The sequence below is a fragment of the Alphaproteobacteria bacterium genome (genome assembly GCA_016699305.1).
Classification (GTDB): domain Bacteria; phylum Pseudomonadota; class Alphaproteobacteria.
Genome location: CP064970.1, coordinates 695,151 through 714,316, shown reverse-complemented (window position 1 = coordinate 714,316; position 19,166 = coordinate 695,151). Strand labels below are relative to the sequence as shown.

Here is a 19,166-nt window from a genome sequence, read left to right as displayed (position 1 = left end):
ACCGACAGAGGGGAATTCGTTGACGCTTCCGCCACGCATCAAGGACTGGTTTTCGTTGCCCGTCATCGTCATTGCAGGGGGCTTGGCGGCTGTTTTGTGTTTGTCATTGTATCCAAAGGCTGATTTGGCCGTCTCCGGGCTGTTTTTTGATTCTCTTGCGGGAAACTTTCCGGCTCGGATGGCCTGGCCTTTCGATATGTTGCATGAGGGCGTGCAAACGGGATCGCGCGTGATCGGCGTGATCTTTGCTCTCGGCTTGGTCGTTTCTTTGCTGCCTCGGCATAGATGGCTGCGCAGTATGGGCACATGGCGCGTTTGGGCCTTCTTGTTGGTCAGCCTGTTGCTGGGACCCGGCCTTGTGGCCAATGTCGCACTCAAAGACCAATGGGGACGCGCCCGCCCGGTTCAGGTGGAAGAATTCGGCGGGACGGCGCAATTCACCCCGGCTTTGTTGCCCAGCGCGCAATGCGACACGAATTGTTCCTTTGTGGCGGGTGATCCGGCCTTTGGGTTTTGGTTGGTGGCGTTTGCCTTTGTCGCTTCGCCTTTACGGGCGCGACGTCTTTTTTGGATGGGAATGCTTGCAGGTTTCGGGCTTGGCCTGATGCGCGTGGCCATGGGCGCGCATTTCGCCAGCGACGCCCTGGCCGCCGGAGTTGTCATTCCGATCACCGTTGCCTTGACCTATCGAATATTCTTTGGTCAGCGTTTGTTCGAAGAACGCGGACGCCTCTTCGCGCGTGGCCCGTCGCAACCTGTCTTGGTGGCATAGGGGTTATCGCCCTTGCGCTTCAGCCAACGCAAGGGAATGCCTGCCAAATCGAACCGGCGGCCCAGGCTGCGCGCCAGATAGCGCATATAGGATTGCGGCAGGTCCAAGGGCTTGTTCATCCATAGAACAAAGGTCGGCGGCCTCGCCTTGATCTGGGTGATATAGCGAATCTTGATGCGCCGCCCTGCGACCATCGGCGCGGGTTGCGCCTCGGTGGCCTCGGCCAGCCAGCGGTTTAACGAACCGGTCGATGCGCGTGAGTTCCAGCGTCGCCATGTGGCGGCCACGGTGGACATCAACTGGCCCAGTCCTTCGCCGCGCAAGGCCGAAAGCGTGACCACAGGCACATCGGGCAGCTGGCCCAAGGAACGCCCCAGCCGGTCGCGCAGCGCGCGCATCGTGGCATCGGGGTCTTTCACTTTGTCCCATTTATTGGCCACGATCACCAGGACTCGGCCTTCGGTTTCGACCCGGGCGGCGATATCCATATCTTGATGCTGGGATGGTTCGGTCGCGTCCAACAGCAACACCACGACTTCGGCCAAGCGTATGGCGCGCATGGATTCATGAACCGCGTCATGTTCAAGGTCTTCGGTGACCCGCGCCGAGCGGCGCAACCCTGCCGTATCCACCAGGCGGACACTGTGGCCGTGCCAATCCATGGTCACCGCGATGGTATCGCGCGTCAATCCCGGCTCGGGACCTGTCAACACACGTTCCTGGCCTAGCAACGCATTGACCAGTGTCGATTTCCCGACATTGGGCCGTCCCACGATGGCCAAACGCAAAGGCGGCAGATCTGCGACTGCGGCCTCGTCTGACACCTCGTCCGTTTCGGAAAACTCTTCCTCGGGCTGCGGGGAAAGGGCCGCGATGGTGCGCGAAAGATCGGCCAGCCCGTCGCCATGCTCGGCGGAAACCGGGATGGCCTCGTCCATGCCCAATTCGTACAGCTCATCGAATGTGCCGGGCACAAAACCGCTGTCACATTTATTGGCCAGCAGGATAACCGGCAACCCCTCGCGCCGCAGACGCTTGGCGGCGTCGCGATCTTCGGCGGTCAGTCCGGCGCGGGCATCGACGACGAACAAGGCCGCATCGGCCAGGGCAAGGGCGCGTTCTGTTTGAAGACGGGCGCGGGCGGCGACCGAGCCGGGATCATGTCCGACATCCCAGCCTGCGGTATCGATCAGACGGAAAGATACGCCATTCAATTCGCATTCGGCTTCTTGCCAGTCGCGCGTGACGCCCGGTTCGGGAGCGACAAGGGCCAGCTTTTTTCCCGCCAGACGATTGAATAACGTGGACTTGCCGACATTCGGACGCCCGGCAATGACCAAAGTAAGCATAGAGCGGGCCTGTTCTGTTATCTGAAAGCGGTCAGGGTACCATCTTGACTAAGGACATAGATCGTCCCTTCGGCCACGATGGGCGGTAAATACGAGGCGTCGCTCAAATGGTGGCGCTTTGTGATGGTGCCGTCTTCGGTGGTCACCTCCACCAGTTCACCCGCCGAGTTGGTCAGCCATAAACGCCAGCCCGCCAGAACCGGACCGGACCAGTGCAAGGCTTCGTCGCACTCTTTTTCGTCTTCTTCGTCCTTGGCGCAGGCGGGAAGGTCTTTGACCCAGCGCACCAGGCCCGTTGCGCGCGCCAGCTCGGCCAATTGGCCCTTGGCGCTTAGAACGAACACCGCCTGTCCCGCCACGACCGGGGTTTGCGATCCGCCCACGCTTTGTTCCCACACGCGCTGTCCTGCGTTCAGATCAAAAGCCACCAGGCGTCCGCTGTGGCTAAGGGCCAGCACATGCTTGCCCTCGATCACCGGCATGGCACGGATATCGGCCAAGCCCGGCAAGGCCCCGACGCGCGCCGCCACGGCGATATTGTCCGACCAGATGACGCGGCCCGTCTCGGCGCGCAAAGCGAAGACCTCGCCCGAGGAATAGGGGACGACGATCACTTGATTCTCCGCCGCCGGCGTCGCGCCGCCCAGAAGGGCCGTGGCCTCGGTCATGCCGCGATGCGTCCATTGAACGGTGCCGTCGGACAGGTTCAGGACATGGGAACGGTTGGTGATGTCGATGACGATCACGCGATCTTCGGCCACGATGGGCGCGGCGCGCAAAGGTTGGCCTATTTGACGTCGCCAGATCACGCTGCCATCGGCCACCGACAGGGCTAATACTTCGCCAAAACCCGTGCTGGCAAGCAGACGCTCACCCGACAGGGCCAGGCCGCCGCCGATGGCCTTTTTGTCTTCTTCGTCAGGCGCGGTATCGCGTTGCCAGACGCGCTTGCCCTTGGCGGCATCCAAGGCCGTGACCATGCCGGCGGCGTCCATGGCATAGACCTTGCCGCCTGCCGCCACGGGCGTGGCCAGGATTTCCAGGGAACGGCTGGTTCCCGCGCCGATATCGACCGACCAAACGGATTTGACCTTTTCGGCCAGGGCCGCATGTGGAGGGACATGGGCCGGGTTGCCGCCGCTTTGCGGCCAATCGCTTCCTGCCTTTGGCTCGGGCAATGCGACCTGTTCGCCCGAAACGCTATCGTTCGGGGCTAGACGCTGTTCGTCCACCAAGACGGGAATGCGCTTTCCCGTGACAACCGGCTTATCTTTTTCTGCGCCGACCCAGCGACCCACTTGGCTGTCGCAAGCAACCAAGGACAGAGCCATGGCCGCCAAGGCGAGGGTTTTTTGTCCTTGCGGGATCAAGCCAAAGCCTGTCATGGCTGGGCCGATGCAGCCGCCGGCGCAACGGGCGTGGCGGCGATTCCCGGATGCGCCGAAGTCAACACGCGCAAGATGGACTTGGCCTGCTGTCGGGTATGGCCGGGCGTTTTCGAGTCTTCGTCGATCTTGCGTAATTGCTCGGCAGCGGCATCATGCTTGCCTTGTTGGATATCAAGCAAAGCCAACATCAATCGGGCGGTGTGACGCAAGGGAGCGTCCTGGGCCGCCAAGGGTTCCAGGCGTTGGCGCAGGTCCTGGGGATCGGCGGTGTCCAGTACCGCAACAGAGGCCAGCAGCCGCGCGGTTGAACGCCACAAAGGATCCACGGCCTCGTCATTGGCGATGTTCGAGAAAGCGGTGACGCCTTGTTCGACGTCTCCCGCCTTCAGATGCGCCGTCGCCGATTGCATGCGGGCCATTTGTAGAGCTTGCGAGCCAGAAATAACGGTCAAGAATCCACTCATGCTCAGTTGTCGCACCACGTCGTCCCAGCGCGCGGCGGCCTGGGCGGGAGGCTGGCCCTGGGTCTCCTCCATCGCTCGCAGCAGCAAACCGGTCTCGGTCTCGCGCTGATGGCGCAGCAGGGTACTGCCGCCCTCTATGGATGCGGCCACCAGAATCGATCCCACGACCGTTATGGCGATCAGGATGCGGTTGCGCTTGAAGAACGTCAGCACCTTTTCGCGCTGTAGGGCTTCATCGACTTCGGCAAAAATATCTTCGGCCATGATCTTTGCTCTGTGTCCGTTTCTGGAAGCGGGAAGTGAGGATGGCGGCAGTCTAGCCCCGTATGGAGCCGGACGGAAGGATCATCGCGCCGTTCAGGCCGCCGCTTGGCCTTTTGCTGGGACTGATGATGTATCGGTATCAGAACTTCCGCTGTTTTCCAAGGCTTTTTGCCGGCATTCATCCAAGGGGCGCAAAGCGCCTTGCGCGTCTTCAAGGTGCCAAAAATCCCATCCGTTGCAGGCGGGCAAATCTTGGACCAGCGCACCGGACTTGTGGATCGAGCCGATGCCGGCCTTGGTCTTGACCGAGGAATCGGCCATCACCACGCCTTCATGTCGCCGGTTGCGGGAATACAGTTTTGTACCGGCCGGAATGGCCTGGCTCTCCACCAAGGCCGAAAAGGGCAGGCGGGGCCTGTCGCGGCGACTGGGCGAGAGCAGCAATTCCGGCTCGGCCACGGCCTCCAGCCCCTCTAGGCGTTGCCGCGCCACGCTTACATAACCCGGATCCGCCTCGAATCCGATAAAACGCCGTCCCAAGATGCGCGCGGCGGCGGCGGTCGTGCCGCTACCCATGAACGGGTCCAGCACCACATCGCCAGGGTTGGAGGAGGCCAGAATCACGCGGTACAGCAATTGCAGAGGTTTTTGCGTCGCATGCGCCTTGACGCCGTCCACGCCTTTTATGCGCTCAGAGCCGGTGCATAGCGGGATGTTCCACACATTGCCCATCTGCTTATCGTCGTTCAACCGCTTCATGGCGTGATAGTTGAACGTGGGATTTTTCCCTCCGCCCGATTTTTGCGCCCAGATCATGGTTTCCGTGGCGTTTTGAAACCGTGTGCCGCGAAAATTGGGCATAGGATTCGTCTTGTGCCAGATCACGTCATTGATGATCCAAAACCCCATATCCATCAGCATCGCGCCGATGCGAAAGATATTGTGGTAACTGCCGATGACCCACAAGCTGGCCTCGTCCTTCATGGCGCGGCGGCAGCCGGTCAGCCATGATTCGGTGAAGGCGTCGTATTCTTTGAACGAGGCAAATTTGTCCCATTCATCATCCACGCCATCGACCTTGCTTTGATTGGGGCGAAGCAATTTGCCTTGTAACTGCAAATTATAGGGCGGATCGGCGAAAACCAGGTCCAGGCAAGCCTCGGGCAGAGATGCCAGCCCTTCACGGCAATCGCCCTGGATGATCGTATCCAGCGGCAGACCGGGCAGGGACGGGCTTTTCGGTTGATTCATGACAGTTGACGCGGCGCGGCCCTTTAAGCAATCTTGGCGGATATTAGGTGTGTTGTGCCCATCTCGTCCACTCTTTCGATCGGGAGACCGAACACAATGTCCAAGCCGATTTCAGCCGATGAATTGCAGACCATGCGCCATTCTTGCGCTCATCTGATGGCCGCTGCCGTGCAAAAATTATGGCCCGGCACCCGCTTTGGCGTTGGTCCTGCCACTGAGCGCGGCTTCTATTACGATATGGAATTGCCCCAGCCCTTGCAGCTTGAGGACCTGGAGAAGATCGAACAGACGATGCGCCAATTGGCTGGTAAGGCCTTGCCGATCGAACGCAAAGAGGTGCCGATCACCCAAGCCATCGAGGTGATGGATAAGGCTGGTCAGCCCTATAAAGTGGAATTGCTGAATTTGCTGCGTGAGCGCGGCAGCACCGCCGTGGCCGAGGAAACCGGCGATGCCGGCGTGGCCGATGACGGCGAAAAGGCCGGGGTGGACAGCGTGTCCTTTTACAGCTTGGGCGACTTCACCGATTTGTGCCGTGGCCCCCATGTGGCCCATTCGGGCAAGACGGGAGCCTTCAAGCTGATGGCCCTGGCCGGCGCCTATTGGCGCGGCAAGCCCGAGAATCCGCAATTGCAGCGCATCCATGCCGTGTGTTTCGCAACGCAAGATGAATTGGATTTCCATCTGCACCAGCTGGCCGAGGCCGAGAGGCGCGATCATCGCCGTCTGGGACGCGAATTGGGCCTGTTCCATATCCAAGAAGAAGCCGTTGGCAGCGTGTTTTGGCATCCCAAGGGCTGGACGCTGTGGTTGATTGTCGAGCAATTCATCCGCGAGCAACTCGCGCGGGAAGGATATGTCGAGGTCAAGACGCCGCAATTGTTGGATCGGGTCTTGTGGGAGAAATCGGGCCACTGGGAAAAATTCCGCGCAAACATGTTCACCACCCAGGCCGATGAGGAACGTGTTCTGGCTCTTAAGCCCATGAGCTGCCCGTGCCATGTGCAAATCTTCAAGCAGGGCCTGAAAAGCTACCGCGATTTACCCATTCGCATGGCCGAGTTCGGCGCGTGCCATCGCAACGAGTCTTCGGGAAGCTTGCACGGGATCATGCGCACCCGCGCCTTTGTGCAAGACGACGCGCATATTTTCTGTACGCCCGGCCAGGTCAAGGCCGAGACGATCGCCTTTTGCGATCTGCTGCGCCGTGTCTATGCGGCTTTTGGCTATCAGGACTTCTGCGTGAAATTCTCCGACCGTCCGCCCGTGCGCGCCGGTTCGGACGAGGTATGGGACAAGGCCGAGGCGGCGTTGAAGGAAGCCGTGGAGGAGGCGGGATTGACCTACACGCTTAATCCGGGCGAAGGGGCGTTCTATGGGCCTAAGCTGGAATTCGTGTTGCGCGATGCCATCGGACGCGATTGGCAATGCGGCACCTATCAGCTCGATTTCGTGATCCCCGAGCGTTTGGAAGCCTCCTATATCGACGAGGCGGGCGATAAGATTGTGCCGGTGATGATCCACCGCGCCATTTTGGGATCTTTCGAACGCTTCCTAGGCGTGCTGATCGAACATCATGCCGGTGCCTTCCCGCTATGGCTGGCACCTGTTCAGGCCGTCGTGGTGCCGATTGCGGATCGCCATGTGCCCTATGCGCGGCAGGTGCAAGAGGAACTGATGACCGGCGGCCTGCGCGTTGCGGTGGATGACAGCAACGAGCGCATGCAAAAGAAGATCCGCGAAGCCGAGATGCAAAAGATTCCCTATATCCTGGTCGTGGGCGACCGCGAGGCGGCGGACAAAACCGCCGCCATGCGTCTGCGCAGCGGCGAAAATATGGGCCCAACCGCGCTGGATGCCATCCGCACCCGCTTGATCGAAGAGACAACAGCGCGGCGTTAACCACGCCTGTCCGGTGCGCGCTTTCTTTTAGGGGCGATTTCGTGTAAGATCGTTCCTCCCCAGGATGCTTTGCGGCATTAACCCTGGCGGGACGGTCCACGACATTAAGGAGGTGAATTCATGCCTTATCTGAGCTTGTGTACCTCTGTCGAAACCCCGCGCGCGGCCCAGGAAAAGCTTTTACTGACGCTTGCAGAGAATGTGTCTGAGATATTGGGCAAGCCCCCCGGCGTCATGATGACATCTTTCGTATCAGGCACCATGACCATGGCGGGTGAGGCCGGGCCGACCGCCTTCGTCGATCTGCGCTCGATCGGTAAGCCCAGCACGGAACAGGCCCTTGCCCTGACCAAGGGCCTGTGTGAGACATTGGGCGAGGCCTTGGGCATCCATCCCAAGCGCGTCTATGTGAATATCACCGACGTCCCCGGGGCCAATTGGGGATGCAACAACAAGACATTTGGCTAGCCACCCACCGCCATGACGATCCGCCGCCTGCCCGAACATCTGATCAACCGCATCGCCGCCGGCGAAGTGGTCGAACGTCCCGCCTCGGTCGTCAAGGAGCTGGCGGAGAACGCGATTGATGCGGGCGCGCGGCGGATCGAGATCACCTTGCGGCAGTCTGGCAAGGCATTGATCATCATACAAGATGACGGCGACGGCATGGAGCGGGACGAATTGGCCCTGGCGCTGGAGCGTCACGCGACATCCAAGCTTCCCGACGATGATTTGTTCGATATCCACAGTTTCGGCTTTCGCGGCGAGGCTTTGCCCTCCATCGCTTCGGTCAGTCGCATGGTGGTCACAAGCTTGGCGCGCGGGGCCTCGCAGGCATGGAGCTTGGCGGTGGATTGTGGCCGTCTGGGCGTTCCTGTGCCTGCCAGCCTGCCGCATCATGGCACGCGGATCGAGGTGCGCGATCTGTTTTGCGCTACGCCTGCGCGGCTTAAATTCTTGCGCTCGGACGGCACCGAATATGGCGCGATCATGGAAGTGGTCGAGCGTCTGGCTTTGGCCTGGCCGCAAGTCGCCTTCACATTGAACGAAGATGGCCGCCGGCCCTGGCGCGTCGAGGCTTGCGCGGATTCCGATTCCGCGCCGGGCAGCCTGGCCCGTCTGCGCGCGGTGCTGGGCGAAAGCATCGGCGAGTCGGCCTTGTCCGTGAACGCCGAGCGTGGCTCTTTGCGTCTTGAAGGCACGATTTCCTTGCCCACGGCCAACCAAGCGACGGCGCGGCATCAATATCTGTTCGTCAATGGGCGGCCTTTGCGCGACCGTTCTCTGTTGGGCACGGTGCGGGCGGGATATGGCGATCTGATCCCGCATGGCCGTTTCCCGATGGTGGCTTTATTCCTTGATGTGCCGCCGCGCGAAGTGGATGTGAACGTGCATCCCGCCAAGACCGAGGTGCGCTTTCGTGACACCGAAGCCGTGCGTTCGTTGATCGTGGGGGGATTGCGCGCGCGGCTGGCCCAGGAATCGCATCGCACTTCCGGGCATTTAAGCACCGAGGCTTTGTCGGCGTTTCAACCCTCGTTCCAGGCTCCATCGCCCCATATAGGCGGCGGTGCGCGATACGCTTCCTCTTATGCCGGACGTGGATATGCAGGCATGGGCGATGCGCGTCCGGGGGCGGCGCTGGCTCAGGGCAGTTTGGCTTTGGCCATGCAGGCGGCGGAACCCTTGCCCGGCGATTTTCCCGCGCCTGTCGAGCAGGCACAGAATTGGGATGAAACCGGCCCGCTCGGAATTCCCCGCGCCCAGTTGCACCGGGCCTATATCGTGGCCGAGACTCCAGATGGCATGATCCTGGTGGATCAACACGCCGCGCATGAACGCTTGCTGCACGAACGCTTGAAGGCCGCCATTCAAAACGGCGCTTTAGCCAGTCAGGGGTTGCTGACTCCCGAAGTGGTGGAGCTGGACATACGCGCCGCCGAGGCCTTAAGCGCGCATCTGCCCGAGCTGACCTCTTGGGGCTTTGAGGTTGAACGCTTTGGCGATGCGGCGGTGCTGGTGCGCGCCATTCCCGCTTTGCTGCAAGGCCGCATCGAAATAGCCGCTTTGCTGCGTGATCTGGCCGAGGAAATCTTGGAGCATGGCGAGGGTTTTGCGGTGCGCGAAGGCATCGAGCATCGATGCGCCACCATCGCCTGTCACGGCGCGATCCGCGCCGGCACCCGTTTGAACCTGGCACAAATGGACGCCTTACTGCGCGACATGGAACAAACCCCCCATAGTGGCCAATGCAATCATGGCCGCCCCACGCATATCACCCTATGCCTGGCGGATATCGAAAAGCTGTTCGAGCGGCGATAGGACCGCGTCCTTTACTTCGCTTCCTTTAGTCCCTTTATCGGTGGGTTCCAGGCGATGCTGGGGGATAGGTTGGGTGCGCGGCGGCCCCAGATATTACCGCGTGGCCCGGCCACGCCGCTGGTGAAGTGACAGACGATCAGGCGGTGCAGCATGTCCATATTGGGCAAGATTCCGTGGAATCCCGAAGCTGCGGAGAGCAAGCGGTCTTGCACTTCCCAATAGCCGTAATCGTCCGGCGTGACGCATACGATCTTGTCCAGGGGAATGAACGAGGACAAAGCCCCCATATACGGCACCGTGCCATCGCCGGTCTCGACGCGTCGAGCGGGATCGGCGTTGTCCCAATTGTTGCGGCGGTCGTTGTTCTTCAAGTTAAATTCGGGCTGGCCCTGGCCGTTGACGCCGATGGTCAGGTGAACGCGCGTCGTGCTGTTCGCGCCGACCACGCATAGCCAGTCGTCCACACTCAGCCCCGCCGAGGGCAACGTGAAGGATTCTAACCTTTCGCGGTGACGCCGCGCTTCGTCGAGCATGGAATCCAGCAATTGGGTCGCTTGAACATCCGCCTGCGCGGGCCTTAGGCCATGCAGACGCACGAACTCGGTCAAAGTAGAGACGATGCCCGGCTGCCAAGCCCTGCGGTCATAGATCGAAGACGGCAGACCGGGGGCAAAGTCGAACGCGCCGGGGAAACTGGGCAACAGGTGATATAGAGCCGGAGTCAGACGCGCCGCTTCGCGTTCGCGTGACGAGGCATCGCCCCCGCCCATATTGGCCGTGCCGGTGGCCACGCGCAGCACGGCTTCCAGCGAGCCGCGCAAGGGCGAGGCCAGGCTGGCCACTTTACCTACTTTGCACGCCGCGCCCGTGCGCTGCATGTATCCGGCAACAATCAAGCCGCCCATCGAATGGCCGACCAGATTGACCTTGGGCGCTTTGGCATAGCCGTCTTGATCGTAATGCCGCATCAGCTTGGTACGGGCGATCACCTCTTCCACGAAATCGGCCAGATCGGCCTCGATCTGCGCCAAGGGTTTGCGCCAGTCATAGCCAAAGGGATAGACCGGCACGGGCTTATCGGCACTGGGCGATAGATTGTGCCGCAGCTCTTCGATCAATTCACGATAGGCCACCTCGAATACTTGATCGGCGCGGACGCGGGCCGGTTCCTTGACCTCATAGCGTCGATCGTCGGGGTGCAGCGTCGAACGCTCGAACTCCTTGCCCGTCACCGACCAAACCACCTCCGGCGGCACGGTGTATTCGTCGCGCAGATAGGTGGCCGTGATGCCGGGAATGACGATGACAGGATTGGCTAGGGGCATGGAGACACCTCTTGAGAATGATGGCGTGAAGCTTAGGCTTTTTTACCTACGGCCTTATAAATCAGGCCCATAGCCGCACCTGCGGATACGCAGCGCACGATCTCGGCGCACATCCAGGTCATGGCCATGGGAAAGGGAATGTCCATATAGCTATAGGTGCCAAGCCCCATGCTGATTCCCACGGACAAACCAAAGAGCGCGCCAAAATTCAGGCCGCTACGCAGCGTCTTGCTGGAAACTACGGCGGCATAAAGCGCGACAAAGGCCAAGGCCGACAGCAGCACCGACAGATGCATCATCGCCTGCTTCATCTCCTCCATCGGTCGCCATAGATGCGCGGTCGCCTGATAGCTGGGCATCAGCAACACGCCATGCACCAGAAAGTCGATGATCGACCAGATGGCGAAGGCGCTCAGCGCCGACAGGACAAAGGCCTTGCTCTTGAAGGTATTGACCATCGCACGTTCTCCTAGAAGCTGCGTGAAGGAACAGGTGGCAACATCCTAGGCGCGGGTTACTCCGCCGCCAAACGCTTTTTAATTCCGGAAATGGCACGGCTGGGGTTGAGGTTCTTGGGGCAAGTGCCAGTGCAGTTCATAATGGCACAGCACCGATATAGGGCCATCACATCATCCATCTGGGCGCATTGGGCGGTGGGTAGGAAAGCATAGCTTGATCGGTCCGCACGAATCCGAGCCTACATAGACGATATCAAGGCGCGGACATGAACGGACCTCCGAATAAACCGGAACCATCATGCACCGCCCACGGATAAAAGCAAACTCAGGTCTTGTCGTATCCGGGGATCGGCGTCACTTTGCCGATATCACTTTGCAGGTGATGGACCAGTCCGGAAGTCTTCGCCCCTTTGTCTGATGCCACCAGGTCGCGTGCAAGATGAAGATGGCGAATAAGAACGCCCCAAACTCGATAGCGCGTCTTTCACTTGCTCAAATGGCGGCGCATGTTCTGTATTGCCATATGTCAAGATACCCATGGCCGAAGCGCATAAACGCTGCGCGTGGTAGGACATGATCTCAGGCGGCGTAATAGAATATCTTATCTCCCGCGTGCATGAAGGTGGCATGATCGTTCCATACACTTCCAAAGCATCTATATTTCTCTTCGCATATCCTTTGGGAAAAAGTCTTGCATCCATGCAATCTTGTTTCTTCTCAGTTCTTATTATTTTCTCAAGAATTTCTTCCACAATTGTTGGTTTTTCTAGAAGCCTTTCACTAACGCTCAGAATGCCTTTGGTCATACCAAGCACGTCTTGTGGCAAACAACTCGTCTCAATGGCCATGAAGTTTTGGTTATCGCTGAACAAAATAGCATGATTCACAGAGCAACCATAAACAAGTCTGCGATTATGCCGCAATTCAAGCAACAACTCATGAGAAAATATTTTTTCATATAGCATTTTTATTTGGTCGCCACGCGGAGAATTCTCAAGGGAACCGCTTGCTTCGTTGTCGCCAAATACCAGTGAGAAACTGCATATCTCAGCCATTGGATCTGGAATACGAATATCGGCGTCTTGCTGCAGCAGGCGTCCAAAGCCTCGCTGGGCCAAAGGCTCATTTCTTCTGTTATATGCAGCGTGCGAACAGACATCCACCACTTCCTGGTGCGTGATATCTCCACAGACAGACACGCGAATAGCCGACGGATGATAGTGTTGGAGCCAGAATTCCTCCAGTCGCTCTGCCGTCACCGGGCGCGACAGCAACGCATTTAGTCTTTCTGTATCAGATAGACGATAATTTCTAATTTCTGGATAAAACGCTCTCGTTAATTCTCGATATTTGAGCGCATTTTTGTCTTGTTCTTCTCTATAGGCATACCCACTCGTTTCATTCTTGACTGCCAGATACTCTGCTTCCACAATATTGTTTTCAAAGTTTGGATAGAAACACATATCTAGATTTGCTTCTAAAATTATCCTCCAGTCTTCTTGCCCTTCATATTCCTTTAGGACTTGTATGGGATTCGTATTTTTATCTAGGGCATAATTTGTCGAATGGTTATTCGTGGTCGCGTTAGAACCAATAGCCGTGTAGCTCAGTTCATCAATTAGATCTGAATAAGGCGCAAACACTCCATGACGAATCGAACCCTTAGCGACGACATGCTCTAGAATATGACTCATCTCAGTCTCTCGAGCACCCCGGTGATCTTCATAATACATACCCGTATTCACAACCTGGACCTTCATAGCCACTACTGGATCAGTACGGTCGGTTTTCGTCATCACATGCATGCCGTTGTCCAGGATGGTCATTTCTTCGCCATCGGCAAATTGTTGATATGTAGCCATATGTCCGCCTCACAATAAGGATCAAGATATTTAATCTTACGAAACGAATATACATGCGCCACAAAAAAGCGGGGGGAAGTTTGGCGCACCGCCCACGGATAAAAGCAAACTCAGGTCTTATCGTATCCGGGCACCAGCATCACATAGTCTTGGGGATTCGTGGGGTTGATGAGGACGTCAATATAGCCCACCGACTCCACGCCGATGGGGCGACCGTTCCATAGGTCTTGGCTGCGGAATTCCATGAGTGCGCCGTGGCCTGTGGGATCGCCCTGGGCGATCACGCGCCAGGGGTATGATCCGTCTTCTTTGATCGAACGGTCTTGCTTGACGCTGATGACTTTGCAGCGCAAGCGCGTTCCCGTGTGCCCCATATCATTGACCAATTGGCGGCGACGGTTATCTGCCGCGCGCGTGTTCAATAAAGCTAGAAAAGGGATGCTGCCGAAGAAACCCAAGACCAGCGGCCCTCCCCATAAATCGAGGAGAGAATCGATCTTGGCACCCTCTGGGTGGTCGGGATTATACAGAACACTGACGGTTTCTCCCTTTTCGTACATAGCAGGGACCGAGCCAGATCCCACAAAACGAATTGTCCGCCCGTCTTCGGTTGTGAATTCGACGACAGGGCGATAGCGCCTCCTGGAACTGACACTTTCTTGAATCTTGACGACCTCACCTTCGGCCGATGTGCTGCTCGCGACAAATTCGAAACTCTGCCAGCCCATCCAGCCAGCGACACCCATGAAGACTAAGCCCGCGATCATTCCTAGATAATGACGAGCATCCATGTTGTCCTCTCCCCGGCGGTGTTCTGTTAGACGGGATCATTCTCGGATACAAAACTGAAAAATGATTGAAGAGTACAGTTGCATGATGTCGATGAATCTAAATGCATATCTATTATTTATGAATTAGTTACGATAGCATCGTCGCTCGCGTTAATCGTCCTCGGCCACCAGCATCACATATTTTTTGGGATCGGCGGGATCGTACAGGACATCGACATGGCCTGCGGCCTCGGTTTGAACAGGGCGACCCTTCCATAAATTGTGACTGTGGAATTCCATCGGTTGGGCCGATACTTGTCCCAGCGCCGTGATGCGCCAGGGAGAGCGGCCATTGACATGAAATGAGGTGTTCTGGCTGACATCGGTCACTTTGCAGTGCAGCTTGTTTCCAAAACGTTCTAGCCTGGCGCGGAGCTGTTGCCGCGCGGCATGAGCCATGCCCATAAAAAGACCGATCAAAAGCGGCACGCAACCGAACGCGCCCAAGATTACTGGCAATCCCCATAGGCTGAAAAATCCATTGATCTTTGCCTTTTCGGGGTAGGCGGGATCATACAGAACCTCAACTTCTTCGCCTCTATGATAAGTGGGCGGATTGCTGCTCATCTCCGAGCGATGGGTCAGCGTCTGGCCGTCTTTGGTGGTGTATTCAAAAATGGGGCGATAGGTGGTGGAGTCCGAGCCATGGCTTGCCTCCATTTGGATCACCTTTCCCGGTACGCGCACGCTGACAGCCAGAAAATCTTGTGTTTCCTGGCCCTGCCATAGCGCTAGACCCACAAAGACCGCTCCGAAAAGAACGGCCATCAAGCCGAATTTGGACATGTCGATTCCTTTGCAGCGCTCCATCGGTTTCGACCAGCATATTGAAGATGTGTTAAAACTCTCCCCCATGGTTGCGCCATCTGGCCCCTTGGGGCAAGCTGGGTCATCGATTGAATGAGGGTTGCCGTGTCCGGTTCCGCTGCCGCTTTGCCGTTGTCTGGCTCTGAAACGTCAGGCTTTTCCTTTACGCCCGAGAACCTGGACAAGGCTGGGCAGATCGTGGCGCGCTATCCGGCGGGACACCAGGCCAGCGCGGTCTTACCCCTGCTGCAATTGGCCCAAGAACAGAATCATCACTGGCTGCCACCTGCGGCCTTGGACTATGTGGCGGATTATCTGGCGATGCCGCGTATGCGGGTGCATGAGGTCGCCAGCTTCTATTCCATGCTCAATACGCGGCCCGTGGGGCGCTGGCATCTGCAGGTATGCACCACCACACCATGCTGGCTGCGCGGCTCCGAAGGCGTGATGCATGTGTGCCGCCGCAAATTGGGCATCGAACCGGGCCAAACCACGCCCGATGGGCAGTTCACCTTGTCCGAGGTCGAATGTCTGGGAGCCTGCGTGAACGCGCCCGTGATTCAGGTGAACGAGGATTATCACGAAGACTTGGACGAAGCGAAGACCGAGGCCTTGATCGAACGTCTTCAAAACGACAAGGCGGATTAGGACCATGCTGCAAGACGCCGATCGCATCTTCACCAATCTGCACGGAGAGCAAGGCTGGAATCTGGACGCGGCGCGCCGCCGTGGCCGCTGGGCGGACACTAAAGCTCTGTTGGCCAAGGGGCGCGAGGCGATCATCAAGGAGATGATCGATAGCGGTCTGCGCGGTCGCGGCGGGGCGGGATTCTCCACCGGTATGAAGTGGTCCTTTATGCCCAAAGACGACAATCTGCCGCATTATTTGGTCGTCAACGCGGATGAGAGCGAGCCGGGCACCTGCAAGGACCGCGATATTCTGCGCCATGATCCGCACATGCTGCTTGAGGGCGTGCTATTGGCCGCCTTCGCCATCGGCGCGCATCGCGCCTATATCTATGTGCGTGGCGAATTCGCGCGTGAGGCGCGGATTCTGGCCGATGCGATCGACGAGGCCAATGCGGCGGGTTTGCTGGGCCGCAATGCCTGCGGTTCGGGTTGGAACCTGGAATGCCATGTGCATCGTGGCGCGGGGGCCTATATCTGCGGCGAAGAATCCGCTTTGTTGGAAAGCCTGGAGGGCAAGCGCGGATTGCCGCGCAACAAGCCGCCCTTTCCGGCCCAAGCGGGGCTGTATGCCTGCCCAACCACCATCAACAATGTGGAAAGTATCTCCTGCGTGCCCGATATTCTGCGCAAGGGCGGAGCGTGGTTTGCCGCGCTGGGTCGGCCCAAAAACACCGGCACCAAGCTGTTTTGCATCTCGGGCCATGTGGAAAAGCCCTGCACGGTGGAAGAGGAAATGGGCATTCCGCTGCGTGAGCTGATCGAGCGTCACGCGGGCGGTGTGCGCGGCGGGTGGGACAATCTGTTGGCCGTGATCCCGGGCGGGTCATCCACGCCTCTTATTCCCAAAGAGGTGTGCGAGACGGTCTTGATGGATTTCGATTCCTTGCGTGCCGCTCAATCGGGGCTGGGCACGGCAGGCGTGATCGTGATGGATCGCAGCACGGATATCGTGCGCGCCATCGCGCGTTTATCGCGTTTTTACATGCATGAATCCTGCGGCCAATGCACGCCCTGTCGCGAGGGCACGGGCTGGGTATGGCGGCGCATGGAAAAAATAGCCTCGGGACAGGCGGTACCACATGACATCGACGATCTTTTGGCGATCACCCGCCAGATCGAAGGCCACACCATCTGCGCCCATGGCGATGCCGCCGGTTGGCCGGTGCAAGGCCTGATCCGGCATTTTAGGGGCGAGATGGAAAAGCGGATGGTGGCATCATCGTCTGAGCCTGAGACACATGAACATTAGCCTTGATCATGCAATCAAATGCCGCATTGACGTTATTTTAAGCTGGGGTTAGCCTTCCCTCATGGTTGGCCGCCTGAACGGCTCGCGGGATTTGATGGGGCAGCTTGCACCGCGTCACGAAAAGCTAAAGCGCCGCAGCCAACAAGACACATGCTGCGGTTCCCAGAGGGTTTGGGGCGATGCGCGTGTGAAGTCTTGGGCGGCGAATCCGTCTTCACGACAACACCAAATCGGTTTTCTCAGGCCCCGCTGACAGGGCGTTCCGGGTTATGGGGCGTTTTGTCGGCGTCTGCGGTGATCGGCCCACACCGGCTTTTCCCAAGCTGGGTCGGACAGCACAGAAAAGACCGCCTTCAAAAGCGGTCGGGGAGATCAACATGACGACAGAAAAGCCAACAGGCGACGGGAAAGAGAACATTGTCATTCTAAGGATGTATGAGAAGCGACCGACTAAGCCAAGCATCAAGAAAGCGAACACTAGGCCAAGCCGCCCCCTGCCTCCAGGTTGTTCGTCGAATTCGCCTGAAGCCCGTATGTACGGGTTCGTACCGAGATGCGTACGGCCCCACATAATCTAGACATTTATCTATAGCAAGGCGGCGGGGTATTACCTGCCGCCTTGCTATCAATCCCCTTTACGCTTTTGCATCACATAGCGCAGTTTTTGCAAAGCGCGTTGGCGCAAGAGAATCTCGCCAGCACTGGTGGGGCCTTGCAAGCTGACCTCGGTGCCGGTGTGTACGTCCACGGCGGTGACCTTGACGATATCGCCGATGCGCGTCAGCTCGAACAGGACATCGCCTGGCGGCGATGGGTTAGGTGTTTTCGAGTCCATAGGCCAAGGCCATAAGTTCGATGGGGTGCCGCGATTGAGGCGTGACGGCGGCGGGGTCGCATAACGCGCCGCTTTGGCTAACGACCACCTGCTGTGCCATCAGCTCCATGCCTTGGGCGATATGCGCGCCCGCCAGGGGGCATTCCGAGGCCAGATAGGCGCTCTTTTCCTGAGCGGCTTGCCGCATCACAGGCTTGCCGACCTTGAGCGCGGAATCGAAATTCTCCTTCAGCACGCCCCACGATCCGCCATGTCCCGAGCAACGTTCGATGACCTTGACAGCCTGGCCGGGGATAAGGCGCAACATCTCGGCCGCTTTAAGGCCGATATTCTGTGCGCGCGCGTGGCAGGCAATATGTAACGTGATCCCGCCTTCTAAAACTTTGAGCTGATCGGGTACGCCTTCGCGCTTGGCGAGGCTGATCACATATTCGCTGATGTCGTAACTGGCCGTGGCCAGTTTTTGCACTAAGGCGCGGTGCGGAGCATCGGTGGGAACCAAGAGGGGCCATTCGCTTTTCAGCATTAGGGCACAACTGGGCACCAGGGCGATCACGTCATATCCCTTGTCGATCCATGGAGAAAGCGCCTCGGCCACCGTAGCGGCATGCTTATTCACGCCGCCCAGGTCGCCCTGCTCCAGTTGTGGCATGCCGCAGCAGCGCGGATACACCACCTCGGTCTCGACCCCGCAATGGGCCAGCACGGCTAGAGCCGCCATGCCGATAGCCGGGTTATTGTAATTACTGAAACAAGTAGCATAGACCACGGCCTTGCGCTTGCCATAGGCGGGGGCCTTGGCGTTGACAACGGGTGGGTTTTCCCGTGCCTGCATGACCAGGGTTTTTCCGTGATATTGGGGCAATGCAGCGCGGCGATCCACCTGCGCCACTTTCTCCAAGGCGACGCGGGCGGGTTGATTGCGGGTATCGGTCAACCAATTGGCTATTTCCGGTGCCAGCCGCGCCATCGCGCCGTTGCGGTCTGTTTGGGTCAGTTGAACCTCGGCCCAAGGACTGCCCTCTTTCTTGCGTCGCACGGCGCGGGCGCGCAGCATCAGATGCGGAAAATCCAGATTGAATTCATGCGGCGGCACATAAGGACAGGTGGCCTGATAGCACATATCGCACAAGGTGCATGCCTTTTCGATCGAGGGGAAGTCCTGGCTGGACACATCCTCCATTTCGCCGCTGGCTGTGGCGTCGATCAAATCGAATAGGCGCGGAAAAGATTCGCACAAGTTAAAGCAACGACGGCATCCGTGGCAGATGTCATAGACACGGCGCAGTTCGGCATCCAATTTGGCCTCGTCCCAGAAGTCGTCTTCTTTCCAGGCCACGGGATGACGCCGGGGAGCTTCCAAACCACCTTCACGCATAATCAAGTTCCTCAATCGGC

17 protein-coding genes are annotated in these 19,166 nt (G+C 58.5%); 6 read left to right on the top strand and 11 right to left on the bottom strand.

The window, feature by feature from the left end:
• Positions 1-19: 19 nt before the first annotated feature.
• Entirely contained in the window at positions 20-772 is a 753-nt protein-coding gene (locus IPI58_03315) for a phosphatase PAP2 family protein (protein ID QQR69696.1), read from the top strand.
• Here IPI58_03315 and der read toward each other — a convergent pair.
• From der to IPI58_03295, 4 genes are all read right to left on the bottom strand, one after another.
• A complete protein-coding gene (gene der / locus IPI58_03310; protein ID QQR69695.1) occupies positions 703-2,121 on the bottom strand; it encodes a ribosome biogenesis GTPase Der in 1,419 nt (472 codons plus the stop codon). The genes IPI58_03315 and der overlap by 70 nt on opposite strands.
• 17 nt (positions 2,122-2,138) lie before the next feature.
• Positions 2,139-3,506 (bottom strand): PQQ-binding-like beta-propeller repeat protein, encoded by a 1,368-nt coding sequence (locus IPI58_03305; protein ID QQR69694.1) that lies wholly within the window; start codon positions 3,504-3,506, stop codon positions 2,139-2,141.
• Positions 3,503-4,237 (bottom strand): hypothetical protein, encoded by a 735-nt coding sequence (locus tag IPI58_03300; GenBank protein ID QQR69693.1) that lies wholly within the window; start codon positions 4,235-4,237, stop codon positions 3,503-3,505. The genes IPI58_03305 and IPI58_03300 overlap by 4 nt, the downstream gene beginning before the upstream one ends.
• Positions 4,238-4,330: 93 nt before the next feature.
• A complete protein-coding gene (locus IPI58_03295; GenBank protein QQR69692.1) occupies positions 4,331-5,488 on the bottom strand; it encodes a site-specific DNA-methyltransferase in 1,158 nt (385 codons plus the stop codon).
• Between the two features lie 96 nt (positions 5,489-5,584).
• Here IPI58_03295 and thrS point away from each other — a divergent pair, with 96 nt between their 5' ends.
• From thrS to mutL, 3 genes are all read left to right on the top strand, one after another.
• Positions 5,585-7,390, top strand: a complete 1,806-nt coding sequence (thrS, locus tag IPI58_03290; protein ID QQR69691.1) for a threonine--tRNA ligase — start codon at positions 5,585-5,587, stop codon at positions 7,388-7,390.
• A 120-nt stretch (positions 7,391-7,510) separates the two neighbouring features.
• A complete protein-coding gene (locus IPI58_03285; GenBank protein ID QQR69690.1) occupies positions 7,511-7,858 on the top strand; it encodes a tautomerase family protein in 348 nt (115 codons plus the stop codon).
• 12 nt (positions 7,859-7,870) lie between these two features.
• Positions 7,871-9,712, top strand: coding sequence for a DNA mismatch repair endonuclease MutL (mutL, locus tag IPI58_03280; protein QQR69689.1), 1,842 nt, complete (start codon positions 7,871-7,873; stop codon positions 9,710-9,712).
• An 11-nt stretch (positions 9,713-9,723) separates the two neighbouring features.
• On the opposite strand, the gene IPI58_03275 is transcribed toward mutL, so the two are convergent.
• The 5 genes from IPI58_03275 to IPI58_03255 all read right to left on the bottom strand — a co-directional run bounded on the left by IPI58_03275 (position 9,724) and on the right by IPI58_03255 (position 14,973).
• Positions 9,724-11,037 (bottom strand): alpha/beta fold hydrolase, encoded by a 1,314-nt coding sequence (locus IPI58_03275; protein QQR69688.1) that lies wholly within the window; start codon positions 11,035-11,037, stop codon positions 9,724-9,726.
• A 32-nt stretch (positions 11,038-11,069) separates the two neighbouring features.
• A complete protein-coding gene (locus IPI58_03270) occupies positions 11,070-11,495 on the bottom strand; it encodes a hypothetical protein (protein ID QQR69687.1) in 426 nt (141 codons plus the stop codon).
• 368 nt (positions 11,496-11,863) lie between these two features.
• A complete protein-coding gene (locus IPI58_03265; protein ID QQR69686.1) occupies positions 11,864-13,357 on the bottom strand; it encodes an insulinase family protein in 1,494 nt (497 codons plus the stop codon).
• 110 nt (positions 13,358-13,467) lie between these two features.
• The gene (locus IPI58_03260; protein QQR69685.1) at positions 13,468-14,148 is read right to left on the bottom strand and encodes a DUF3592 domain-containing protein; all 681 of its coding nucleotides are present in this window, start codon (positions 14,146-14,148) and stop codon (positions 13,468-13,470) included.
• Between the two features lie 150 nt (positions 14,149-14,298).
• Positions 14,299-14,973, bottom strand: a complete 675-nt coding sequence (locus tag IPI58_03255) for a DUF3592 domain-containing protein (protein QQR69684.1) — start codon at positions 14,971-14,973, stop codon at positions 14,299-14,301.
• 114 nt (positions 14,974-15,087) lie between these two features.
• Here IPI58_03255 and nuoE point away from each other — a divergent pair, with 114 nt between their 5' ends.
• Both nuoE and nuoF read left to right on the top strand, forming a co-directional pair.
• Positions 15,088-15,642 carry an NADH-quinone oxidoreductase subunit NuoE gene (gene nuoE / locus IPI58_03250; GenBank protein QQR69683.1) on the top strand — a complete coding sequence of 185 codons (555 nt, stop codon included), beginning with the start codon at positions 15,088-15,090 and terminating at the stop codon, positions 15,640-15,642.
• 4 nt (positions 15,643-15,646) lie between these two features.
• On the top strand, positions 15,647-16,933 hold the full coding sequence (nuoF, locus tag IPI58_03245) for an NADH-quinone oxidoreductase subunit NuoF (protein QQR69682.1): 1,287 nt from the start codon (positions 15,647-15,649) through the stop codon (positions 16,931-16,933).
• Between the two features lie 625 nt (positions 16,934-17,558).
• Here nuoF and IPI58_03240 read toward each other — a convergent pair.
• Together IPI58_03240 and IPI58_03235 are read right to left on the bottom strand one after the other, a co-directional pair.
• Positions 17,559-17,768, bottom strand: coding sequence for a hypothetical protein (locus IPI58_03240; GenBank protein ID QQR69681.1), 210 nt, complete (start codon positions 17,766-17,768; stop codon positions 17,559-17,561).
• A complete protein-coding gene (locus IPI58_03235; protein ID QQR70027.1) occupies positions 17,749-19,146 on the bottom strand; it encodes a glycerol-3-phosphate dehydrogenase in 1,398 nt (465 codons plus the stop codon). Before IPI58_03235 ends, IPI58_03240 begins: the two co-directional genes overlap by 20 nt.
• Positions 19,147-19,166 lie beyond the last annotated feature (20 nt).